The 20,340-nt window shown below is 44.2% G+C and carries 8 protein-coding genes and 1 pseudogene; 3 read left to right on the top strand and 6 right to left on the bottom strand.

Features of this window, described 5'->3' with window-relative positions:
- Positions 1 to 4,108: CHAT domain-containing protein (locus tag QUA36_RS16835; RefSeq protein WP_333458458.1), on the top strand; the 4,108-nt coding region annotated here is incomplete at its 5' end.
- Between the two features lie 113 nt (positions 4,109 to 4,221).
- Here the strand turns inward: QUA36_RS16835 and QUA36_RS16840 are convergent.
- From QUA36_RS16840 to QUA36_RS16865, 6 genes are all read right to left on the bottom strand, one after another.
- Positions 4,222 to 9,534, bottom strand: a complete 5,313-nt coding sequence (locus tag QUA36_RS16840) for an AAA family ATPase (protein WP_333458459.1) — start codon at positions 9,532 to 9,534, stop codon at positions 4,222 to 4,224.
- 171 nt (positions 9,535 to 9,705) lie between these two features.
- Positions 9,706 to 12,003, bottom strand: coding sequence for an NAD(P)-binding protein (locus tag QUA36_RS16845; protein ID WP_333458460.1), 2,298 nt, complete (start codon positions 12,001 to 12,003; stop codon positions 9,706 to 9,708).
- A gap of 82 nt (positions 12,004 to 12,085) precedes the next feature.
- Positions 12,086 to 13,051 carry an acetoacetate decarboxylase family protein gene (locus QUA36_RS16850; RefSeq protein ID WP_333458461.1) on the bottom strand — a complete coding sequence of 322 codons (966 nt, stop codon included), beginning with the start codon at positions 13,049 to 13,051 and terminating at the stop codon, positions 12,086 to 12,088.
- A 601-nt stretch (positions 13,052 to 13,652) separates the two neighbouring features.
- Positions 13,653 to 14,066, bottom strand: a complete 414-nt coding sequence (locus QUA36_RS16855; protein ID WP_333168764.1) for a hypothetical protein — start codon at positions 14,064 to 14,066, stop codon at positions 13,653 to 13,655.
- Between the two features lie 355 nt (positions 14,067 to 14,421).
- The gene (gene ligA / locus QUA36_RS16860) at positions 14,422 to 16,572 is read right to left on the bottom strand and encodes an NAD-dependent DNA ligase LigA (RefSeq protein WP_333458462.1); all 2,151 of its coding nucleotides are present in this window, start codon (positions 16,570 to 16,572) and stop codon (positions 14,422 to 14,424) included.
- A gap of 400 nt (positions 16,573 to 16,972) precedes the next feature.
- Positions 16,973 to 17,953 carry an Npun_R2479 family HD domain-containing metalloprotein gene (locus QUA36_RS16865; protein ID WP_333458465.1) on the bottom strand — a complete coding sequence of 327 codons (981 nt, stop codon included), beginning with the start codon at positions 17,951 to 17,953 and terminating at the stop codon, positions 16,973 to 16,975.
- A 286-nt stretch (positions 17,954 to 18,239) separates the two neighbouring features.
- Here QUA36_RS16865 and QUA36_RS16870 point away from each other — a divergent pair, with 286 nt between their 5' ends.
- Together QUA36_RS16870 and QUA36_RS16875 are read left to right on the top strand one after the other, a co-directional pair.
- Entirely contained in the window at positions 18,240 to 19,985 is a 1,746-nt protein-coding gene (locus tag QUA36_RS16870; RefSeq protein WP_333451747.1) for an alpha/beta hydrolase, read from the top strand.
- Positions 19,986 to 20,182: 197 nt separating this feature from the next.
- Positions 20,183 to 20,340, top strand: a pseudogene (locus QUA36_RS16875) (photosystem II q(b) protein); the annotation flags it as partial.

Genomic DNA, 20,340 nt, shown 5'->3' on the forward strand with positions numbered 1-20,340 from the left:
TCAACTCAATGCCAATGTCACTACAATCGGGAGTCAAACTTATGGAGATGCAGTTACAATTGCCAAGAATCCGATTCTTTTAGGTGACAGCATTACTTTCAATAATACTGTTGATGGTACCAGCGATTTGACTGTGAAGGCCGCTAGCGGTAATCTTACCTTCAAAAGTGCGATCGGCGAAACAATTCCTCTCACAAGTTTAACTGCCAACAGCAAGATATCTTTAGGCGGGAATGTCACTACAACCGGAACTCAAACTTATGCAGATGCTGTGACTGTTGCTAATAATCCCATTCTCGCAGGCAGCGACATTACTTTCAATAATACAGTTGACGTAGCTGGTAATCTGGGTATTGCGGCTGATAATGTTAATCTCAAAGGAACTGTAACAACCACCAATGACGGCACGCTCACAATCACCAATAAGGTGAATCTCAATATTGAGAAAAACCTGAACTTAGACGGTGCATTTATTCAAAATGGCGGGGGAACTGTTGCGGTTGGCGGAAATATCACCACAACTAATGATAACATTAGTTTTAGCAATCCAGTGACATTAAAAGCTCCTGTAAATTTTACACTGGGAGATGCAACTATTGCTTTCGGTTCTACTTTATCGGCAGGTAGTAACCCGCTGACTTTAACTGCAGGTGAAATTGATTTTTCCGGGAATGTTTCTGGTACTGGTGCGTTAACGCTACAACCCGCCACAGCCGGACAAAATATTGTTGTTGGCGGAATTGATAACAATACTAGCGCTTTAGATTTGACTGCATCGGAAATTAATTTGATTCAAAATGGATTTAGCTCGATCGCGATCGGGCGACCGGATAGCAGCGCTAATATTAGTATTCCCTATAATCTCACATTTTTAGACCCAGTAAATATTCAAACGGGCACTGGTACGATCGCACTTGATGGCATTCTTACCGGCAATGACAACAGCAGTATTGCTCTCAACGCTGCCAAAATTAATTTGAATTATGGCATCAATACCAATAAAAATCCGATCGCTCTCAACGGCACTGTCACACTCGGCAACGATATTAATCTCAGTACCAGCGGCGGAGATATTAAGATAACTGGGGCGATAGACGGTAATCATTTGTTGAACTTAGATGCCGCTACAGGTAATGTGTTGGTACAAGGAAATATCGGAGGAACAGCACCACTTTCTGTTTTGAATGTTGCGGCAACGCAAGCGGAATTCACTAACGGTAATATTGCAAGCAATTCTGGTTTTAATATTGCTGCTGCCAGCACTAAGTTGGGTGGCAATGTTACTACTAATAATGGCAATATCAATATTAACGGTGTTCTAGGCTTGACGAAAGATGCGATATTGAGTACGGCAGGGGGGAATATTGCCTTTGGAGGTGCGATCGACAGTGACAGCATTAATGCCCGCAACTTAACTCTAGCCTCCGGTAGCGGCAGCATCACTTTCAACGGTTCGGTGGGGGCCACCAGCAAGTTAGGAAATCTTGCGATCGACAATGCTGGCAATGTGACAGGAAACTCGACAATTAACGCGCAACAATTGACAGCATTAAACACGGAAAAAGTCAACTTGTCGGGAGATGTCAGCGCCGCCAAAGTCGATATTACTGCCAAGGGCGATATAACCGTTAAAAATATTACTGCTAATGGCGGAGAAATTATCTTTACAAGCGGTAATAATTTCACCGCAGGCAATTTGAATACATCGGCAAACAGTGGCGGCAACATAACTGTTAAGGCGATAACTTCAATTACCACCGGACAAATTAACTCTAGCGCTATAGTCGGAAATGCCGGCAATGTGTTCTTAGATCCGATCGGCGATATTCAAGTAGAGTTTATCAATGCCCAAGGCGGCACTAGCGGTAACGGCGGCGATGTCACAGCAATAACAGGTAATTTTTTCCGCGCTACGGGTACTTTTTCAACACCACTGTCGCCGACGGGATTTGCTAGCATTTCTACTGCTGGCGGGGCCGGTGGTGGCAAAATTACAATTGTGCACGCTGGGGGAGATGGAGGGACGCCGATTCAACCATTTGTGGTGGGGAATGCTGCTAGCAACGGTACGGCGGGTGCAATTACAACGGGACAATCTAGCATTACATCGCAGTCGTTTCCGCGTTCTAGTAGTGTTGGTAATATTGTGTTTTCGACTGATGATGCGATCGATCCGACGCCAACACCAACTCCAACTCCGGTAGTAACTCCGACTCCCACTCCGAGTGAAACTCCAACTCCGGTAGTAACTCCGACTCCCACTCCGAGTGAAACTCCAACTCCGGTAGTAACTCCAACTCCCACTCCGAGTGAAACTCCAACTCCGGTAGTAACTCCAACTCCCACTCCGAGTGAAATTCCCAATCCGCTAGTAACTCCAACTCCCACTCCGAGTGTCACTTCCACTCCCACTCCGAGTGTCATTCCGACTCCGAGTGTCACTTCCACTCCGACTCCGAGTGTCACTCCCACTCCGACTCCGAGTGTCACTCCCACTCCGCTGGTAACTCCCACTCCGACTCCGAGTGTCACTCCAACTCCGCTGGTAACTCCCACTCCGCTGGTAACTCCAACTCCGATCAATCCTACGGAAATACAACTGCCCGCACCTGTGACAGCACCAAAATCGCCCACAGCCGCAGATACACCGGCACCGCAAGGAGAACCTTCAACCCCTGATTCAGAAGACTTTCAACCCCCGAAAACTCCACGGCGAGACAATCCCGGTGTTCCTGCTGCCGATCGAATTTTAACCCTCGATCGCACTATTACCAGTAAATTACCCAGCGACTTAGTACCACCCTCACCAGCACCACCACAACCGCCAACACTCAACCCTACTTCTAATTTAGTTCTGGGATATGTTCCATCTCCCGATCGACTTTTTGAAGGTAACGATATCCAGAAAACAGTCTGGGGAATCGAAGAAATGAGGAATCAAGAATTTGCAGAATACTTGGGGGTAACAGCCAACCTCCCAGAGGAAAAAGTCTTAATTTCGACAGCCCAACAAACTTTACAAAATATTGAACAGCAAACCGGCAAGCGGTCTGGTATTATCTACATAGTCTCGCGAGAAGATCGACTGGAACTAATTTTAGTTCCTCCCGTGGGGCGACCGATTCACTACAGCGTCCCCGAAGCCAACAGAGCAGCTCTTTTCCCCACCGTCCAAGAGTTCCGCAATGAAATCACCAATCCCGCGAAACGCGATACTACCAGTTATCTAGCCTCCGCCCAGCAGCTATATAAATGGGCGATCGCACCTCTAGAAAAAGACTTACAAAACTTAGGAATTCAAACTTTATTACTGTCAGTCGATCCCGGATTGCGGAGCCTGCCCTTTGCCGCGTTGCACGACGGTAAAGGCTTCTTGATTGAAAAATACAGTTTCAGCCTAATTCCAAGTTTTAGTTCGACTAATACCGATTATAAAGCAGTTAGAGACGCCACAGTGCTAGCAATGGGAAGGTCAGAATTTGTTGACCAACTGCCCTTGCCCAGTGTGCCGATCGAATTGCAGGCGATTTCCGATCAGGGGCACGGCCCATCTTTCCTCAATTCCACTTTCACTATAGAGAATCTCAACTCGGAACACGCCAAGGGAGGATTTCGGATCGTTCACCTAGCAACTCACGCTGAATTCAAACCGGGAAAAGCGAGCAATTCCTACATTCAACTGTGGAATTCCAAATTGCAGCTCGATCGCATGGAGAGTTTGAATTGGCGCAATCCGCAGGTAGACTTGTTAGTATTAAGTGCTTGTAGAACTGCTATGGGCGATCGGGAAGCAGAGTTAGGTTTTGGAGGTTTAGCAGTAAAATCCGGCGCGAAATCTGCTTTAGGGAGTTTGTGGTATGTTGACGATGGAGGCACTTTAGGGCTGATGAGCGAATTTTACCACCAGTTGCGAGGAACCACAACTAAGGCAGAAGCTTTGCAACTGACTCAACAAGCAATAATGTCCGGTAAAGTGCGATTGGAAAACGGACAGCTAGTAACAACAGGCGGCCAGTTAAATTTACCTGCTAATTTACAACAAACAAACCAAAACTTTTCTCATCCTTACTATTGGAGTAGTTTCACCATGATCGGAAGCCCTTGGTAAGCTGCCATATTTTATCCCAAATCCCGTTGAAAGATCGCGTTTATTCTTTAGTCCGCGCAGTCGGGCTTTAGTTGTGTAGTAGAGGTTTCAACCGCCGAACTCGCGAGAAAGTTCTATTTCTGCTTCATCACCACCAAAGTAATATCATCAAAAACCTTCTGAGCGCCAATATACTGCCGCACATCATCAATCACGGCTGCCCGAATCTCTTGGGCAGAGCGCTGACGATTTTCAACCACCACTTGCCACAACCTTTCTAATCCGTACTGCGCTTTATTAATATCGAAAGCTTCAGGAATTCCATCAGTATAAAGCACCACCACATCCCCAGGATTTAACTGCACTTCTGTTTGAGCAATAAAGTCGCCAATCTCTTCTACTAAGCCAATGGGAAAGCCTAAATCCATCGTGTCTATGCACTCCAATTTTCCATCAGCGCGCACCACAATCATTTCCTCATGTTGTCCGCTTAATTTCAGGACACCTCCGGCATAGTCTAAGATAGCTAGAGACATATTCCTAGAGGAGTCCATGCGCTGGAGATTATCATAAAGAGTCTGGTTGAGGACATCCAAAAACTTCACTGGATCTGTTTCCTTCATTTTCTGAAGCGTCCTGACAGCCGTTTGTGCCATAATCATCAACACGCCGCTTTCTAAACCATGTCCCGTGACATCGCCAATGGTAATTTTGACTTGACCATCCTGTTGCAATACGTCGTAGTAATCGCCCCCAACTTCGTCAGCAGGTTCCATAAAGCCAGCTATTTCTAAGCCTTCAATTGCCTCTAATTCTGACTGTTTTGGCAATACCATTTGTTGCAGTTGTTTGACAATATCGAGTTCTGCACTCATGCGAACATTGTCGGCTTTTAATTTCTGATTGAGAGTGCTAATTTCTTGATTTGCTTGAGCTAGTTGAGCCGTGCGTTCTTGAACTTTATCTTCTAAGTTTTGATAGAGGCGAGCATTTTCGATCGAAATAGCTGCTTGGGAGGATAAGATTTTTAAGACTTCCAATCTATCTGGGGTAAATGCCCCGGTAGTCAGATTGTTTTCCAGATACAGAATGCCGATTAGTTTACCTTGATTAATAATAGGAGCGCATAAGACTGACTTAGGCAGATTTTTTATAATATAGGGTTCGCTAGTAAAAATACCATCTTTTGTAGCCTCTGATAGCACTACATCTTCCTGAGTTCTGGCTACATATTTTATCATGCCTACAGGGAGATTATCGCTGCTTTCAAGCGGAATACTTTGCCAAACTTCTACTTGTTCATTGTCAACTTTACCTCTAGCTTCAATGGTTAATTTCTCCTTATTTGATAAGACAAGAACGCCTTTTTGTGCTCCGCCATTTTCCATTAAAATTGTCATTAACTTCTCTAACAATTTGTTGCTCGCAATTTCACCAGCCAGAACTTGGGAAGCTTTGATAACAGTGGACAAGTCTAAATCTGAACTTCCTCCACTTGTTGAGGAGGCTTTATCACTAACAGTCGTCTGCAAATCAGTTTGTTTATTTGCTAATTTCTTCGGCATTAACTGCGGATATTTCTGCTCTAAATCCTCTACTTTACGCTTAGCCCCCCAAATTTGGTAGCCATAATGCGCTTTTGTCATATAAAGTTTGGCAATTTCCTTTTTGCCTTTCCCTAGCCAGAATTTAGCTGCCAGTTCATTCCCTAAAGCTTCATTCTGAATATACTGATTTTCATGGGCTGAAGCGATCGCGCGATCGTACAAATCTAGTGCTTCTATTTCTTTACCAGAAAGTCGAGCGATTTCCGCCTCCACCAACAGGTATTTGTGCAAGAAGTTTTCAGGACAGTTATCTGCCCAAATTTTCATCTTCTGTTGATTGGCTTTTAAAATTTCCCCATATTCCTGCTGTTGCGAGTTGGTAGCAGTTGGATAAAGAGCCGTTAAAATTAAAGAATAGTACAGATAATGTTCGCCTTGGCTGGGTACACCGGAAAGAAAAACGAGAATTTTATCGCTAGTTCGGATTTTTTCTAAAGCATTTTCATAATCCCCATAGAGAAAGAAAATTTGGGCTTTAAAGATGTTATAGGGTGCTACACCAGTCATAAAGCCGTTTTCATTCCACATCTCGAGGCATTGATATTCATCAAAATCCTCATCACTAAAAGAAAATTTATCCAGAGTTAATCCCTGTAAATTTAAAATAAAATGCCGATATAATTGCTGAATCCCAGCAAAGACATTATTTTTGATTTGCTTAAGAAATTCAAGATGTTTGTTAGATTCTTCAAGAATGCTATCAAAACTTTCAGAACTTAGAACTCTTTGCAGAATCAAGTGGTAAGAATTGTAGCTAACATAAACATCTCCAGTTTCTACTCCGGCTAGGTAGCCTTTTCTAAGAAACGGAATTCCTTTTTTCAGATGGCTTCGCCAAGGATTAATCAAACCACCGAACATATTAAAAACTTTGCAAGCCAAATTTACATTATGAAACTTTTCGTTAAGCTTCATCGACAATAGACCAAATTCATAACCGACTTCATAGTCAACTAATCTCGCACCTGCCAAAAATCCCCAAAAAGCATATCCATGAGCCGATACATCTGAATTGCCGTTTTCCAGAGAAAGATTGACCATTTTTAATGAAATCAAAGCCAACAAATCTTGATCTACAAAATAAGCTGGTCCAGTAATGTTCATTAAGAGATTCATACAAGCTCTCATCTCTGGATCGATCATTTCTGGGGCATTAATTAGCTCAGAAATTTTGATGTGTTCCAGATTTGATCTGTATAACTCCAACTCTAAGTCAAGGGCAGAGAAAATTTCTGATTTGTCGGTTGTAGGCAAACTTAATCCCAAGGATTTCAACGCCTCCGAGCCAATACCAACCGCTTCTACAAATTTGCCTGTATTATCATACAAAACTAAACGAATATTCTGGATTTCTGCTCGTTCTAAATTAGATTTAACCTTAGTTAAAATTAAGTCAAATAACTCTTCTGCCTTGTCAAAATTACCGCATAGATATTCACATTCCGACCGTTCTCGATATAAACTAAATGTCAAATCATAATGCTCTTGCCAAGCATCTCCCGGCAACATCTCTATTCCTGTAGTAAAATATTGCTCTAAAGCAGCAGCATAAGCCGTTGAAGCTTTGGCTTTTTTCCCTGCCTCTAAGTTCAATCGTGCTAATTCCACCCGTTCCGGTTCATCAGTTATCAATTCCCAAGCTAAGTTTAAATGATCGACTATTTCAAAAATTTTTTCCGGTAGTTCTTCAGAAGATACATTGGCTAGCAACAGCCGCCCAATTTGAAGATGAACCGCTTTTTTTTGATTGTCATCAATCAGAGCATAAGCCGCTTGTTGTACCCGGTCATGCAGAAATTTATAATCTAGAATTAATAGATTTTCATCTAACTCTGATGTCGGCAAGATGAATCCGGTCTGAACTGCCGCAACTAGGTCGGGAAAAATTACCTCTTTTGGTTTTTCACTAACGATAGCAAGAGTGTTTAAGTAAAAAGAAGCACCTATACAAGATGCTAAACGTAAAACCTGCTGTGTGAGCGCCGGCAGTTTCTTTAACTTGTCTATCATCAATTCTACAACATTATCGGTAATATTTTGTGCCTCAATTTGGTCAATATTCCACTGCCAACTATGCTCCTGGACATCAAAATTTATCAGGTTTTCCGCGTAGAGGGTTTTGAGAAACTGATTGACAAAGAATGGATTACCACCTGTTTTCTTCATCACCAATTCTGTCAAGGGTTTTACCGCATCAGTGTCGCTATATAATGTATCGGCAAGCAGTCGGCTAATATTTTCTATGTCTAAAGGTGCTAAGGTAATATAATTGATAGTGGCTCCATCTTTGAGCAATCCATCAAGCGTCATCATTAAGAGGTGCGTTGGGCTAACTTCATTATCTCGATAAGCTCCAATTAAAAACAGATATTGCATATCTGCATCTGTCATCATCAGTTCAATTAACTTGAGTGTCGCGGAGTCTGCCCACTGTAAATCATCGAGAAATATGACTAAGGGATGCTCTTTTGTGCAAAAGGCTCGGATGAAGTTACTGAAGACAATATTAAACCGATTTTGCGACTCGCTTGCCCCTAATTCTGGCACGGGTGGTTGTTCGCCGACAATCAGTTCTACTTCGGGAATTACATCAATAATAACTTGACCGTTGACACCAAAAGCATCTCTAAGTTTTTCTCGCCATTGTTCAAGCTGTATTTCACTTTCCGTTAATAGTTGCCTCACTAATCCCTTAAAGGCGCTAACTACAGCGGAGTAAGGAATACTCTTTTGAAATTGGTCAAATTTGCCCGCCGTAAAATAGCCGCGCAGTCGGGTATTTGGTTTGTGAATTTCGGCTACTAGCGATGATTTGCCAATGCCAGAATAACCAGCCACCAACATCATCTCTATTTTGGATTTGGGATTGTCCGCTACTCGCTCAAATGCTTTTAGTAGTGCTTCTACTTCCGCTTCTCGTCCGTAGAGCTTTTGGGGAATTTGAAACTGGTCGGAAATGTCTTGAGTCCCTAAAGAGAAATCAGATATATTTCCTGTGGTTTGTAACTGATGCAAACATTCGGCTAAATCTTTTTTGATTCCGAAACCACTTTGGTATCTATCCTCAGCGGTTTTTGCCATCAGTTTCATTACAATATCTGCCACGGTCTTGGGAATTTCTGGATTAACTTGATGAGGAGAAATTGGCACTTTAGCAATATGACAATGCACTAACTCCAGGGCCTCCGTGGTTTCAAAAGGAAGTTGTCCTGTCAGCAACTCATAAAAAGTGGCACCGAGAGAGTAAAAGTCGGTACGGTAATCTAGAGAACGATTCATTCTTCCTGTTTGTTCAGGTGAAATATAAGCTAAAGTACCTTCTAAGACGTTAGGATTTTTTAGGGTAGGATTTTCGCGGGTGAATTTAGTAGAAATACCAAAGTCTATAATTTTGAGTAGCCCAATTTCAGGGTTAAAAATAATATTTGCAGGGTTAATATCTTTGTGGATAATATTCGCAGCGTGAATACTGCTTAGAATTTCAGCCGTTTTAATAGCAATGCTCAGAAATTCCTCTAGGGGCAATACTCCCGTGCCTGATTCCCTACGCTCATCCATTAACTGTTTTAAAGATGACGCGCCAAAATCCTCAAGGATGATACACAGGGTCATCTGATAGGGTTTTAATTCATAAGCTTTAATTACTCCATCTAGATTCAGATTTCGGGTAATTTCATATTCCTGCTTATAGCGAACCAGTTCGGAAGCGGTAGGATAGTCTTCTTTGAGGAATTTAAGGATGACGGCTTGGTTGTCCTGTTGGCGGATGCCTCGATAAACGGTGGAGTTGGTACTTTCGTAGATTTGAGTGAGAACTTGGTAGCCGTTAATCTTAAGCATTTTTGATTTCTTTGGAGTAATACGTAAAGGGAGTATTTCAACAATTAGTAAGATGAAATACTCCCCAAACTATTGGCTTGAACACTTGAGTTGTTAAATATAGCGGACAAGGTAGTACGCTCAATCTTAAGGCTTTCCCTGCTTCGCCGATTTCACTCTATGCTTCTTTGCCTAACCTTCATCGCCCAGCGATAAGTTAAGCGATCGCGGTTTTGGCCAAGCATCATTCTCACCTATAATTTGCTGACGATGATACTCTTGGCTAAACTGCTGTTTGATAATTGCTTTGGCTGCTTGCATTCCTGCCATTGTGGTCGCTTCGACACACCCAGAATTAAAACTATTATCGACCCAATCGCCTGTTAGGTAGAGGTTATTAAACCCGCGAGGGCGATCGTCCCACCTGGAAGTATCGGCTTGAAGACGAAACTGGTAGCTACCGGGAACAGATAATACATAACGCTCTGAAGGAGTAATGTTAACACGCCAGAACTGCGAGTAAAAGCGTTGTTCTCCTTGCTCATCCTCTAAGTCTACAACCAAATTCCAATCTAGACCATGAGGATTGTCTTTAGTGGTAGCGTTAGGCCAGAGAGGGGCGATCTTCTGGTTGAGCCAGTCGATGGCTCGTCCGCTGATTTTCTGTTGTTGCTCTGCTGGGAAATTATACTGGCTAGGAGCGGGGATACCTGGATCTTCCATTACCCCTGTAAAGTAAGCAATGTTCTTAGGTGAACGATCCGAAGGCCAGTTTTCCCGTTCAATGAGGTCACTCATATCCGCATAAGTATCTAGGGGCTCAACGTAAGTACCCAGGACTGGACTATTCTGTGTCCATCCTAACTCTTTGAGTGTAGGTTTAAGCCATAGTTGTCCGCCTTGGGTAGTCACTGTCTGGAGAGACTTAACCATTTGCTGCCATTCTGTTTTGGCATTAATAAGTTCCTCGCAGATAAAGGGAAAAGCGCCGATGGAAATACCCAGCACTACAATGTCAAAATCTTCCCCGTGGTTGAGAGTAACTTTTTTTACGTCTGTCCAGGGAGTCCAGAAAGATTCTAGGTCAATCTGCTCTTCTTTGAGTTTTTCGCCTTCAACAATTTGATCGTAGAGGGGTTCGCTAGGCCAGGAGAGAAGATCCTTAACCGGAATCAGTGGGTTGTAACCTAGTTCGGGATTTTTGAGAGTTACTTGTTGACCCATCTCTACCTTAACAATAGCATTTTGCTCTGGGTTAAGGCTAAGGTTCGTGACGCGGTGGAAGAATTCAAACTTGACTCCACGCTTCTTTAATTCTATGTATAATGGGGTAAAAATTGTATCTCCCATACCAGCATTCATTTTCCACATGATTGCACCTTTGTATGTGAAAATCATGCGCCAGATCCAACGTATTGTTGCTGCTGCTCCCAATTGACCGTTTTCCTTAGTGGCGATGCCACCAGGAAAGGCTAACAGTAAATCGTACATTACCTGTACCAAGACTGAGTTAGCAGTTTCAGACCAAGCACCATTGTGACCAACCCATGTTCTAAAGTCGTGCTGATCCAGGTCGTTGAAGGATTGCCAATTAAAGATTTGATTAACCAGCACCCCGCGAGCAATTGCATACCCAAGGTTGAGGGTAATTAGGAGGCGATGAGCGTCGATTAGTGGCTGTTCAAACTTCTCTTCTAGCTTGGCGATCGCATCTTCTAAGTTCAGGCGTGCAAGCTTTGTCAAAAGCTCTAACAACCAGGTCAGAACGTTGTGGTCTTCGGACGAGTGATGCTGAACATCTTTAGGAAGAGAGTTAGCAAACTGATGAGTATAAGCAAGTACCTCTTTATGCGAGCTTGAGAGCAGATTTTCTTTGGTTACCTCTAGCCGTTTAGCAACTTGCGGCAGCAATTCTAAGGCAATGGGTTCTCGATCGGGGTCAAGTTCGATTCTGCTAGTAGAAGAGAGCGAGTCCAAATGAGGAGAATCGCTATGTTTGTGTAGCATGAGCTCAAGCATCTTGAGAATATAGTCCCAAGGTGAGCCAACTTCCATATCTTTATCGGGCCAGGGAAATACATCCTTAGAGTAAGGAAAATCTATATTCCAAGGAACCCAACGACCCTGTTTATCTTCGTCTTCAAAGACAATAAAACTATGCGGTTGAAAAGCATTTTCTATCCCTTGAAATATTCCCTTTTCATTTTCCAGGGCATCATAGCACTCCTTCATCACTCGAAATGTGTTGGCATAAAACCCGAAGAAGATGTGTAATCCGTGTTCCTGAATACGGTAGTCTGGTTCATAGGACTGGTGCGGTGTCATATTACGACCGCTTGCACATTTACCGCCTAAACGCCAACCTAATTGATAGAGAGTAATGTCGTATAAGTCTTGCCAATTGGGTTGGCTAGTGAGTTCAAATGCTGTCACCATAGCACCCATTCCGCCACCGAGAATGACAATTTTTTTCTTGGTATTTTCAATCATGGATATTTACCGATTTGTGTATGTTTTGAAAGGAAAAAATGATTTTCAGCTAATACAAGCTAATTATCCGTATCAAAAGCTACTACTGAGATTTCCATATTTCAGTTCCGTTTCCAAAGGAAAAATCGAAGTTCAGCCAAAATGCTAATTGGGCTGTTTGTTGCAGTTTTAGTCCTAATTCGGTGACGATTGGATGGCTGTCAAAATTTTCTATTGTCACCTCGAATTTCTGTCTGAGGTAAGGAAAGCCCTGATGTAATTTCTCTAGCGTAGCAGTAGCTTCTACGATTGCTTGATAGCAAGCTTTGTCGCCATCGCGAACATCTCTAAATTGTTTGAGAAATACCATCGGTACTTCCAAGTGAGTTGGACATTTTTTATCAAATTTTACTTCTTCAAACAAGCTTGAAATTTCTTCAAATACTTGTGAAAAGTCGGTCCAAAGCTTGATAGGAATATCACCCTTTTCTGCTTGAGTGTTTTCCACGTTGATTATTGTTCGCCAAGTAGTTTCTGATTGAGGACTGAACGGTTGCAAAACAAGGGTTTCTAAGCTAAATTTTTGAGGATGGCGATTATCTGGTGGGATTTGAAATTTTGCCAATTCTTTAGGAAAACCATAAACTTCCCGCCCCAATACCATTGCTGGTGTAGAATCAACAAAAATATACGGAATAAACCAAGCGTGGTGATCGACGACAAATTTTGAGCCTTCTTGCTTTCCGGCCTCAGTCAATACCCAAAACATGACCTCCCCTGCTTCAGAGAAAAAACCTTTATCGCTGCCGGGAGGTTGTGTAGAATTAATGTGCGCTATTGTATCGAATACCATCAGCACACGGTTAGCAGCAGGACGGTATTGGAATTGATCTTGACCAGGTATATTGAGATATTTATCGCAGAGAGTTTGTAAATTTTCCAAGGTTCCTTCTAAGAAAAATCCATAGAGTTTTGTCTGATTAAGAATGTAAGGAGGTTCAAACGCCGTATCGCCTCCTCTTGAGATGTATTGAGGATAGTTGGAAGAGGTAGAATGAGTATTTGTCATATTCGTTTAGTTGCTCGCCTGTTGTAGAAGGCTGTGGGCTTGGCGATTTTTTGCACCCAGGCTGTGTGAATGGTAAATCCAAAATCCCGTGAGGGATGGCTCAATTTGCAAACAGATCCGATAGCTAAATTTTCACCATTAAAAAACCCGACTTCCTTGTTTTTTTCCCCCAAAGAACTACATACAATGTAAACTTTTGTCGAACTATCTTCAGCCACCTCGCACGCCACCAACTGAGGTGAGTTGATCGTTTACCCTTCGGGTACTTGATACCACTCGGCACTCGCGATCGCATCATCCGAGAGGTGGTTTGGGTTAATTCTACTGATTTAAATTAAACTTTTCAAGTTAATTATTGTAAAGTAGTATCTAATCAATGACAGAGCTTTTATATCAAGGCGCTCAATACTGCTTGGAGCGAAAAGTCGCCATTAATACTAATAGCAGGTAACTTTCATTACCTGCTATTTTACAACCAGAAAAACAAGAGTTTTCCGCTCTTTATTGCTGGAGTATTTTCACGGGAAAATTTATTTTGTAACTCCCATATTTTAAGTAGCAAATCTGTTCGTTCAACAATCATCTCTAACCCGCAGATGGTCTATCTAGGGTTGATTTGTCTCGGATTTGGTGCCGCAGTTCCGTAATTGACTCGACAGCCGATATTGAACAAACTCGAACTGCACTCAAGAGGGACAATCTGCTGATCGAGGAGGGCGCTGCAACTGACATACTCGTCATTATTAGTATCTCTTACCATACATTCGATCGGGTTAGCTCCCGATCGCGCCGACCAACTCTTCATACCTACGACTGCAATCATATGCTGCCAGTAGAAAGCAAATAGCAAAACTCCCAAAAGTACAGCAACGGCTAATCCTGCTTTCAACTTCCAACTATTTAGGATATTTCCCACACTATTTTTCACGTTTTCCACACCAGAAATTGAGCTTTCGGTAGTTATTTCTGGAGTTGTCAAGTTTGTTTGTGTTTGTTCTGCTGGAATTTCAGACATAATGTATCTCCTATGATTGCTGGGATTTGGCTAAGCTCGCAGTTGCCATCGCTATTGCAAACTTTATCAAATTTTAGCAAAACTAGCCTGTACCGACAACCGATTCGGGCAGCACCGCCGGGGAAGTATTTATATTCACCAAGTGCGCTCGCGATTTCTATGCCTTTTGAGGTATTGCCCAATTCGCGTTAGCAGAGCCCTCGAAGAGGATCGGCTATTTTGCACCTAGGGCAATAGAATTGTTGGCAATCTTCTTTGAAAACGGCTCAAGTGAATCAGCTTTTTTGCGAACCGCAGAGAGCGCAGAGGGCGCAGAGAAAGAGAAAAGAGAGATATATTGACTGTCACCAATCATTTATGGTTTCGATAGCAGTTCCAATAACTCAGCTTCCGAAAGTAGTTCTACCCCCAAAGATTGAGCCTTTTCCAACTTAGAACCCGCATCTTCTCCCACAACCACATAATCAGTTTTAGCACTCACCGAACTGGTGACTTTACCTCCTGCTTTTTGAATCAAATCTTTAGCTTCATCTCGTTTCAAAGTGGGCAAAGTTCCGGTAAGCACAAAAGTTTTGCCTGCAAGTTGTAAATTTGCGCTGGCTAAGTTGGGATTTTTTACTTCTGACTGCAATTGCAATCCCGCCGTTTTTAAACGTGAAATTAAACTTTGATTTGCAGGCACTCGAAACCACTGATAAACAGCTTGAGCAATTTCCGGCCCGATGCCGTAAACGCCCTCAATCGATGCCGCTGATACTGCTGATAACTCTTCTACATTTGCAAACCTTTCTGTCAGCAATTGAGCATTCACGCTGCCGACGTGGCGGATGCCCAAGCCGTAAAGTACGCGGGAATAAGGTTGATTTTTGGATTGGGCGATCGCACTTACCAACTTTTCTGCTAACTTCTTACCCATGCGTTCCAAACTCATCAATCTTTCCGCAGTCAAATCGTACAAATCCGCCGCAGAATGCACCAGATTGCTATCAACCATCTGCTGCACCAACTTTTCGCCAACACCGTTAATATCCAGAGCATCCCGGCTGCAAAAATGAATCAGCGAACCCCTCAAAATCGCCGGACAAGATGTATTGATGCAGCGAGTAACGGCCTCCCCTTTTTCCCGAACCACAGGCTGTTCGCATTCGGGACAGCAACTAGGCATTTGGAAAAGTTGAGCATTTTGGGGGCGAAGTTCCCGTAAAACTCGCACAACTTCTGGTATAATTTCCCCAGCTTTTCTGACAATTACAGTATCGCCAATGTGCAGGTTCAGATCGGAAAGTCGATCGCTATTGTGGAGAGAAGCCCGCGAAACCGTCGTCCCCGCCAACTGCACCGGTTTGAGTTCCGCTACAGGAGTCAGAGCCCCGGTTCTCCCTACTTGCACGGTGACAGCTTCTACTATTGTAGGGACTTCTGCCGCGGGATACTTCAGGGCGATCGCCCAACGCGGAAACCTCTGAGTAAAACCCAATTGTTTTTGCAGGAAAACCGAATTAATCTTAACAACAACCCCATCCGTCATGTAAGGCAAATTCCGTCGCTCAGTATCCCAATATTCGTAATACTCCCGAACCTCATCCAAAGAATAGCAAATTTTGCGATAGGGATTCACCTTAAACCCCATCCGTCGCAACAATTCCAACGAATCCCACTGCGTGTTACCCTCGTTACCCTTATCTAAATGCAGAGTATAAGCAAAGAAATCCAACCGTCGCTTATCCACAATTTTAGAATCCAACTGCCGCAGCGTACCCGCCGCAGCATTGCGAGGATTAGCAAACAATTGTTCCCCCGCTTTTTCCCGTTCCCGATTAATTTCTTCAAACACAGCTAAAGACAAAAAAGCTTCTCCCCGCACTTCCACCACAGGCGGTGGATTATCTAAATTGAGCTTCAGAGGAATCGAGCGAATAGTTTTGACATTTTGAGTAATTTCCTCTCCCGCAATGCCGTCTCCCCGCGTCGCACCGCGAACTAAAACCCCATTTTCATAGGTTAACGCTAAAGCTGAACCGTCAATTTTTAACTCGCAAACATAGGAAACCCCCCCCAACCCCCCCTTGCTAAAGGGGGGAGTAATTTCCCTGTTTTCCTGATTGCTAATGGAAGATGTTATTGCCTCTTGTCCCCTCCCTTGATCAGGGGGGGTTAGGGGGAGTGCATTTCCTTCTTGACCGGGGGTTAGGGAAGGTGCTACCCTTTGCCAGCGTTCCTGCCATTTAGCAAATTCCTCAAAATTAAAAGCATTTTCCAAACTGTAGAGAGGAATATTGTGTTTGACACTAAAAAATTGAGTAGCAGGCTGTTCTCCCACCCGCTGAGTCGGACTTTCGGCCGTAATTAATTCAGGATAATCTGATTCTAATTCTTGCAACTGGCGATAAAGTCGATCGTACACTTCATCTGGCATAATCGGCGCATCGAGAACATAATAAGCATAGCTAGCTTCCTGTAGCTGCTGCCTCAACTGTTGAATTTGCTGCTGAATGTCTGCTGCCATATCAATTTAAGGTTTTCGATTTTCGATGTTAAATTTTTGATGATAACTCTTGATTTTAGCTCAAAAAAAAGGAGCAAGCAACCTATCTGCTGCCAGAGCAATTTTAGATTTGAGATAATTAATCTAAATTTCAGCTAAAAACCAATCTCCAGCAACTAAAAAATCAAAACTTATCCTAATTATCACGCTGCCAAAAAACGGATACTTAATTTCCGACTGGCAACGCCTGTCGGCCTAAAATTTCGACTCTTGTTTAACATCCCAGATTCATCTATGGATTAAATTTCAAATCCTTCGACTGATTGAAAGCAGAACGTTGCGCCAAACATATCACACAGAATTATCAATTTTAGAATCCACTGACTCGCCTTTATAGATGCCCCATTCTGGGCGTAAATAATCACAAATTTAAGTCTGGGAACTCGGTAAATTTCTTGTTTTCCCCAAAGATGGAATGTTGAATATTCGCACCATCTTTTTCGCCGTTCAAGTTGCTATTGGCGCGGGATTTGGTGAATTCTTGAGCGTTGGGCTTGGTGAAAGCGAGCGGTTCAGCGTGTTCTACCTGAAATACATTGGCGTAGAGGTTGGCAATAATTTGTTTGCCTCCCTGGGTCAATTCCAAGTAGTTCAAAGCTGCAGGAATGTAGGGAAAAACTCCATTCCAATAAAACTTGGCGTAATTTTGCCGCAAATCTCCCGGAGACTTATAGCCCAAGATTTTATTAGTGCCGACTTCCTCAAATTCGTAGAACAGAGCACTTATTTTTCGTAGGTAATTTGGGTCGCTCAACTGACCGATCAAATCGGCGGCCCTAGCGAGTCCAGAATAATTATTTCGGTCTTGATGAGTTTCGCTAGCAGGAACTGGGAAGCGGGTCAATTCAATATTGCGCTTGATTTGTTCGGCATCAATTAATGTGTGGCCGCCGAAGCGTTCGTCAATTACGAGTTTGCCTCGATCAACATGATAAGGAGTTAAACTAGCAGAAGTTGCCCCGATCGGCACAGAAACCATGCCCCCGTCAATACCCGTAGCATATAGTCCCACAGCTTCTTGGTCTTGGCGGCAAACACCTTTGACGTAGCCGATATCGTGACACAGCAGCGAGATCAGGTAGTGCAGCCAATCTTCCGGCGACACTCCCCCTTCGCGAATATGCTTGCCGCGGAGAATCTCTTGCCCCACCAAAGCCACGAGCATTGTGTGTTCTACATTGTGGTATAGAGCGTCGCAGTTAGCGATATTTTCCAGAGCCATAGTCCCTGCCCAGGCGATAATTTCAGGGTAGTCAGGCTTGTACTTGCCGTAGGTGCGACGGTAGCCGGCCTGCAGCTCTTGAACAAAAGCGTCAATCAGGATAGCAGTTGCATTGAACATCATAAATTCTCCCACTCAGGCTGTAGTTACAAACTTGATCGAAAATATCTTGCATAGCTGAAAAAATAATCAATGGGCATTCCAGCAGGTTTGACCCCTCGGTGTTGAATTTTAAATTTCAGCTAGTCTTGTCAGGTCAGAAAATTGCTCTTTTGGCTATGCTTCCCAAGATAACCTAATTTCGGAAGCATCCGAAGCAACAGATCGATTTTTTGGTATTAAATATTAGTGAAACAATTTACATCGTTTCACTGACTAATTATTAGAAGTCCTAGGTTTGAAACTTATGAACTATCTGTTTCGGAGTCTCTCCACTGCTGCCCTTGGCACTCGGCGGTCGATCGCCCAAAAATACCTAGGATTGTTTGCATTCACGGCTGTTTGCACCGCCGCACCGGCAATGGGTGCCGAGCGAATTTACGTAACTTACGGGCCGCTAGAAGAATCAGTTCCCATCGAATCCCTGGCACTGTTCGCCAAAGAAGGCAAAATAGACTCGAACTTGGACGGCTTCGCTCAGTACATCAAAGAATCTCAGCTAGCTGACATTCGCAGCGCCCTGCAAGCGAAAGCTGAAATCAGCCAGGTGACGATCGCCCAATTCCTCTACACGCCTCAAGGAGAAGTGCTGCTGAAACGCTTGGGCCAAGTAATTCAAACCAAAGCTCGGCAGCCTGGATTTTATGCCATCCGAGCCGCCCTGATTTTAGCAGCCTCAGATCCCGAAGGCCTGACAATTCTCAACGTGCTGCGGAAATTCCCCACGTATGGCATCAGGATTGACATCGCCCGCGCCTTGGGTATCGCCAACGAGCTGACATCGCTGATCAACCGTTCCAATCAGACGATCGCCGGAGTCGCCCAGTTGTCGGAAGCACAAGCAGCCTCTGAACCCTCCATACCGGCTGCGGCAATGCTGCAGCCCCAGCTTCCGGGTCCCTATACTTGGAAAAAATCATCGGTAACTCTGACGAGTCCAAATCGCCCTCGCACGTTTGATATGGACATTTACTTACCACAGGGGAGCCCGCAACCTGCTCCAGTAGTAGTAATTTCCCACGGTTTAGGTTCCGATCGCCTTTCCTTCGAGTATTTAGCCAAACACTTAGCCTCCTATGGCTTTGCCGTCGCCGTCCCCGAACACCCCGGCAGCAACGCCCAACAAATCCAAAACTTAGTAACAGGCAGAGCCAGTGAAGTAGTAGAACCAGCAGAATTTGTCAACCGCCCCCTGGACATCAAAGACCTGCTCGATTATTTAACCAAACTTTCCATAACCGATCCGACCTACCAAGGGCAGCTCGACTTGCAGCGAGTCGGCGTCATCGGCCAGTCTTTCGGGGGCTATACGGCTTTAGCATTAGCCGGGGCGGGGATTAATTTTGCACAGCTAGACAAAGATTGCGGACTCGAAAACGAAACTTGGAACCTCTCCCTGCTGTTGCAGTGCCGCGCCCGCGGTCTAGATCGCAACCAGTACAATTTCGGCGACCCGCGCATCAAAGCTGCGATCGCCGTCAATCCGATCGCCAGCAGCATTTTCGGAGAAACAAACCTCAGCAAAATCCAAATCCCAGTCATGGTAATAGCAGGCAGCGCGGATACCGTCGCCCCCGCTTTGCTGGAACAAATTCAACCGTTCACTTGGCTGACATCGCCCAACAAATATCTGGTACTGATGAACAACGGGACTCACTTTTCAACGATCGAGGATTCCCCTCAAAGCCTCTTTCTGCCACCACCAGAGGTCATCGGGCCCGAACCAGCTTTAGCCCGTCGCTATCTCAGCGGACTCAGCCTAGCTTTCATGGAAAGCTATTTGAACAACAAATCAAATTTCCGCCCGTATTTGGAGCCATCCTACGCTTTAAGCATCTCCCGAGACACTCTCGGACTGAGAATTTTGCGATCGCTCACCCCGCAGCAACTCCAGCAGTTCAGGATTTCTCCACCTCCTCGCAGGCCAGTCTCTCCACCTGTCCTCGCTCCTGTTCCTCTACCTTCTCCACCTCCCATAGCTCCCGTTCGTTAGGGTTGAGGTGCGCCGCGTGTGGAGGCTGGCATATCTTTTCGCGATCGGGCGATCGCCCCTGTCTCTGGTTTCATCAGCTTTCCTAATCGCAGTCATCAGTTTAACTGTCGCTACACCCCTTTACAAACGTTAACAACACCGTTAATAATAGAAACATCATCCGAACATTGACAACCAAATACAGCAATCATAAAACCATGACAACAACCTTACAGCAGCGCGAAAGCGCCAACGTCTGGGAACGCTTCTGCGAGTGGGTCACAAGCACAGACAACCGGATTTACATCGGTTGGTTCGGCGTCTTGATGATTCCTACCTTGCTCAGCGCCACCATTTGCTACATCATCGCCTTCAT

It is taken from the genome of Microcoleus sp. Pol10D4 (genome assembly GCF_036701555.1).
Classification (GTDB): Bacteria; Cyanobacteriota; Cyanobacteriia; order Cyanobacteriales; family Microcoleaceae; genus Microcoleus.

Excerpts from the sequence above, each read along its gene's own strand:
- ligA (WP_333458462.1), bottom strand. The coding sequence starts at position 16,572 with ATGGCAGCAGACATTCAGCAGCAAATTCAACAGTTGAGGCAGCAGCTA.
- QUA36_RS16870 (WP_333451747.1), top strand. The coding sequence starts at position 18,240 with ATGAACTATCTGTTTCGGAGTCTCTCCACTGCTGCCCTTGGCACTCGG.
- QUA36_RS16845 (WP_333458460.1), bottom strand. The coding sequence starts at position 12,003 with ATGATTGAAAATACCAAGAAAAAAATTGTCATTCTCGGTGGCGGAATG.
- QUA36_RS16855 (WP_333168764.1), bottom strand. The coding sequence starts at position 14,066 with ATGTCTGAAATTCCAGCAGAACAAACACAAACAAACTTGACAACTCCA.
- QUA36_RS16840 (WP_333458459.1), bottom strand. The coding sequence starts at position 9,534 with ATGCTTAAGATTAACGGCTACCAAGTTCTCACTCAAATCTACGAAAGT.
- QUA36_RS16865 (WP_333458465.1), bottom strand. The coding sequence starts at position 17,953 with ATGTTCAATGCAACTGCTATCCTGATTGACGCTTTTGTTCAAGAGCTG.
- QUA36_RS16850 (WP_333458461.1), bottom strand. The coding sequence starts at position 13,051 with ATGACAAATACTCATTCTACCTCTTCCAACTATCCTCAATACATCTCA.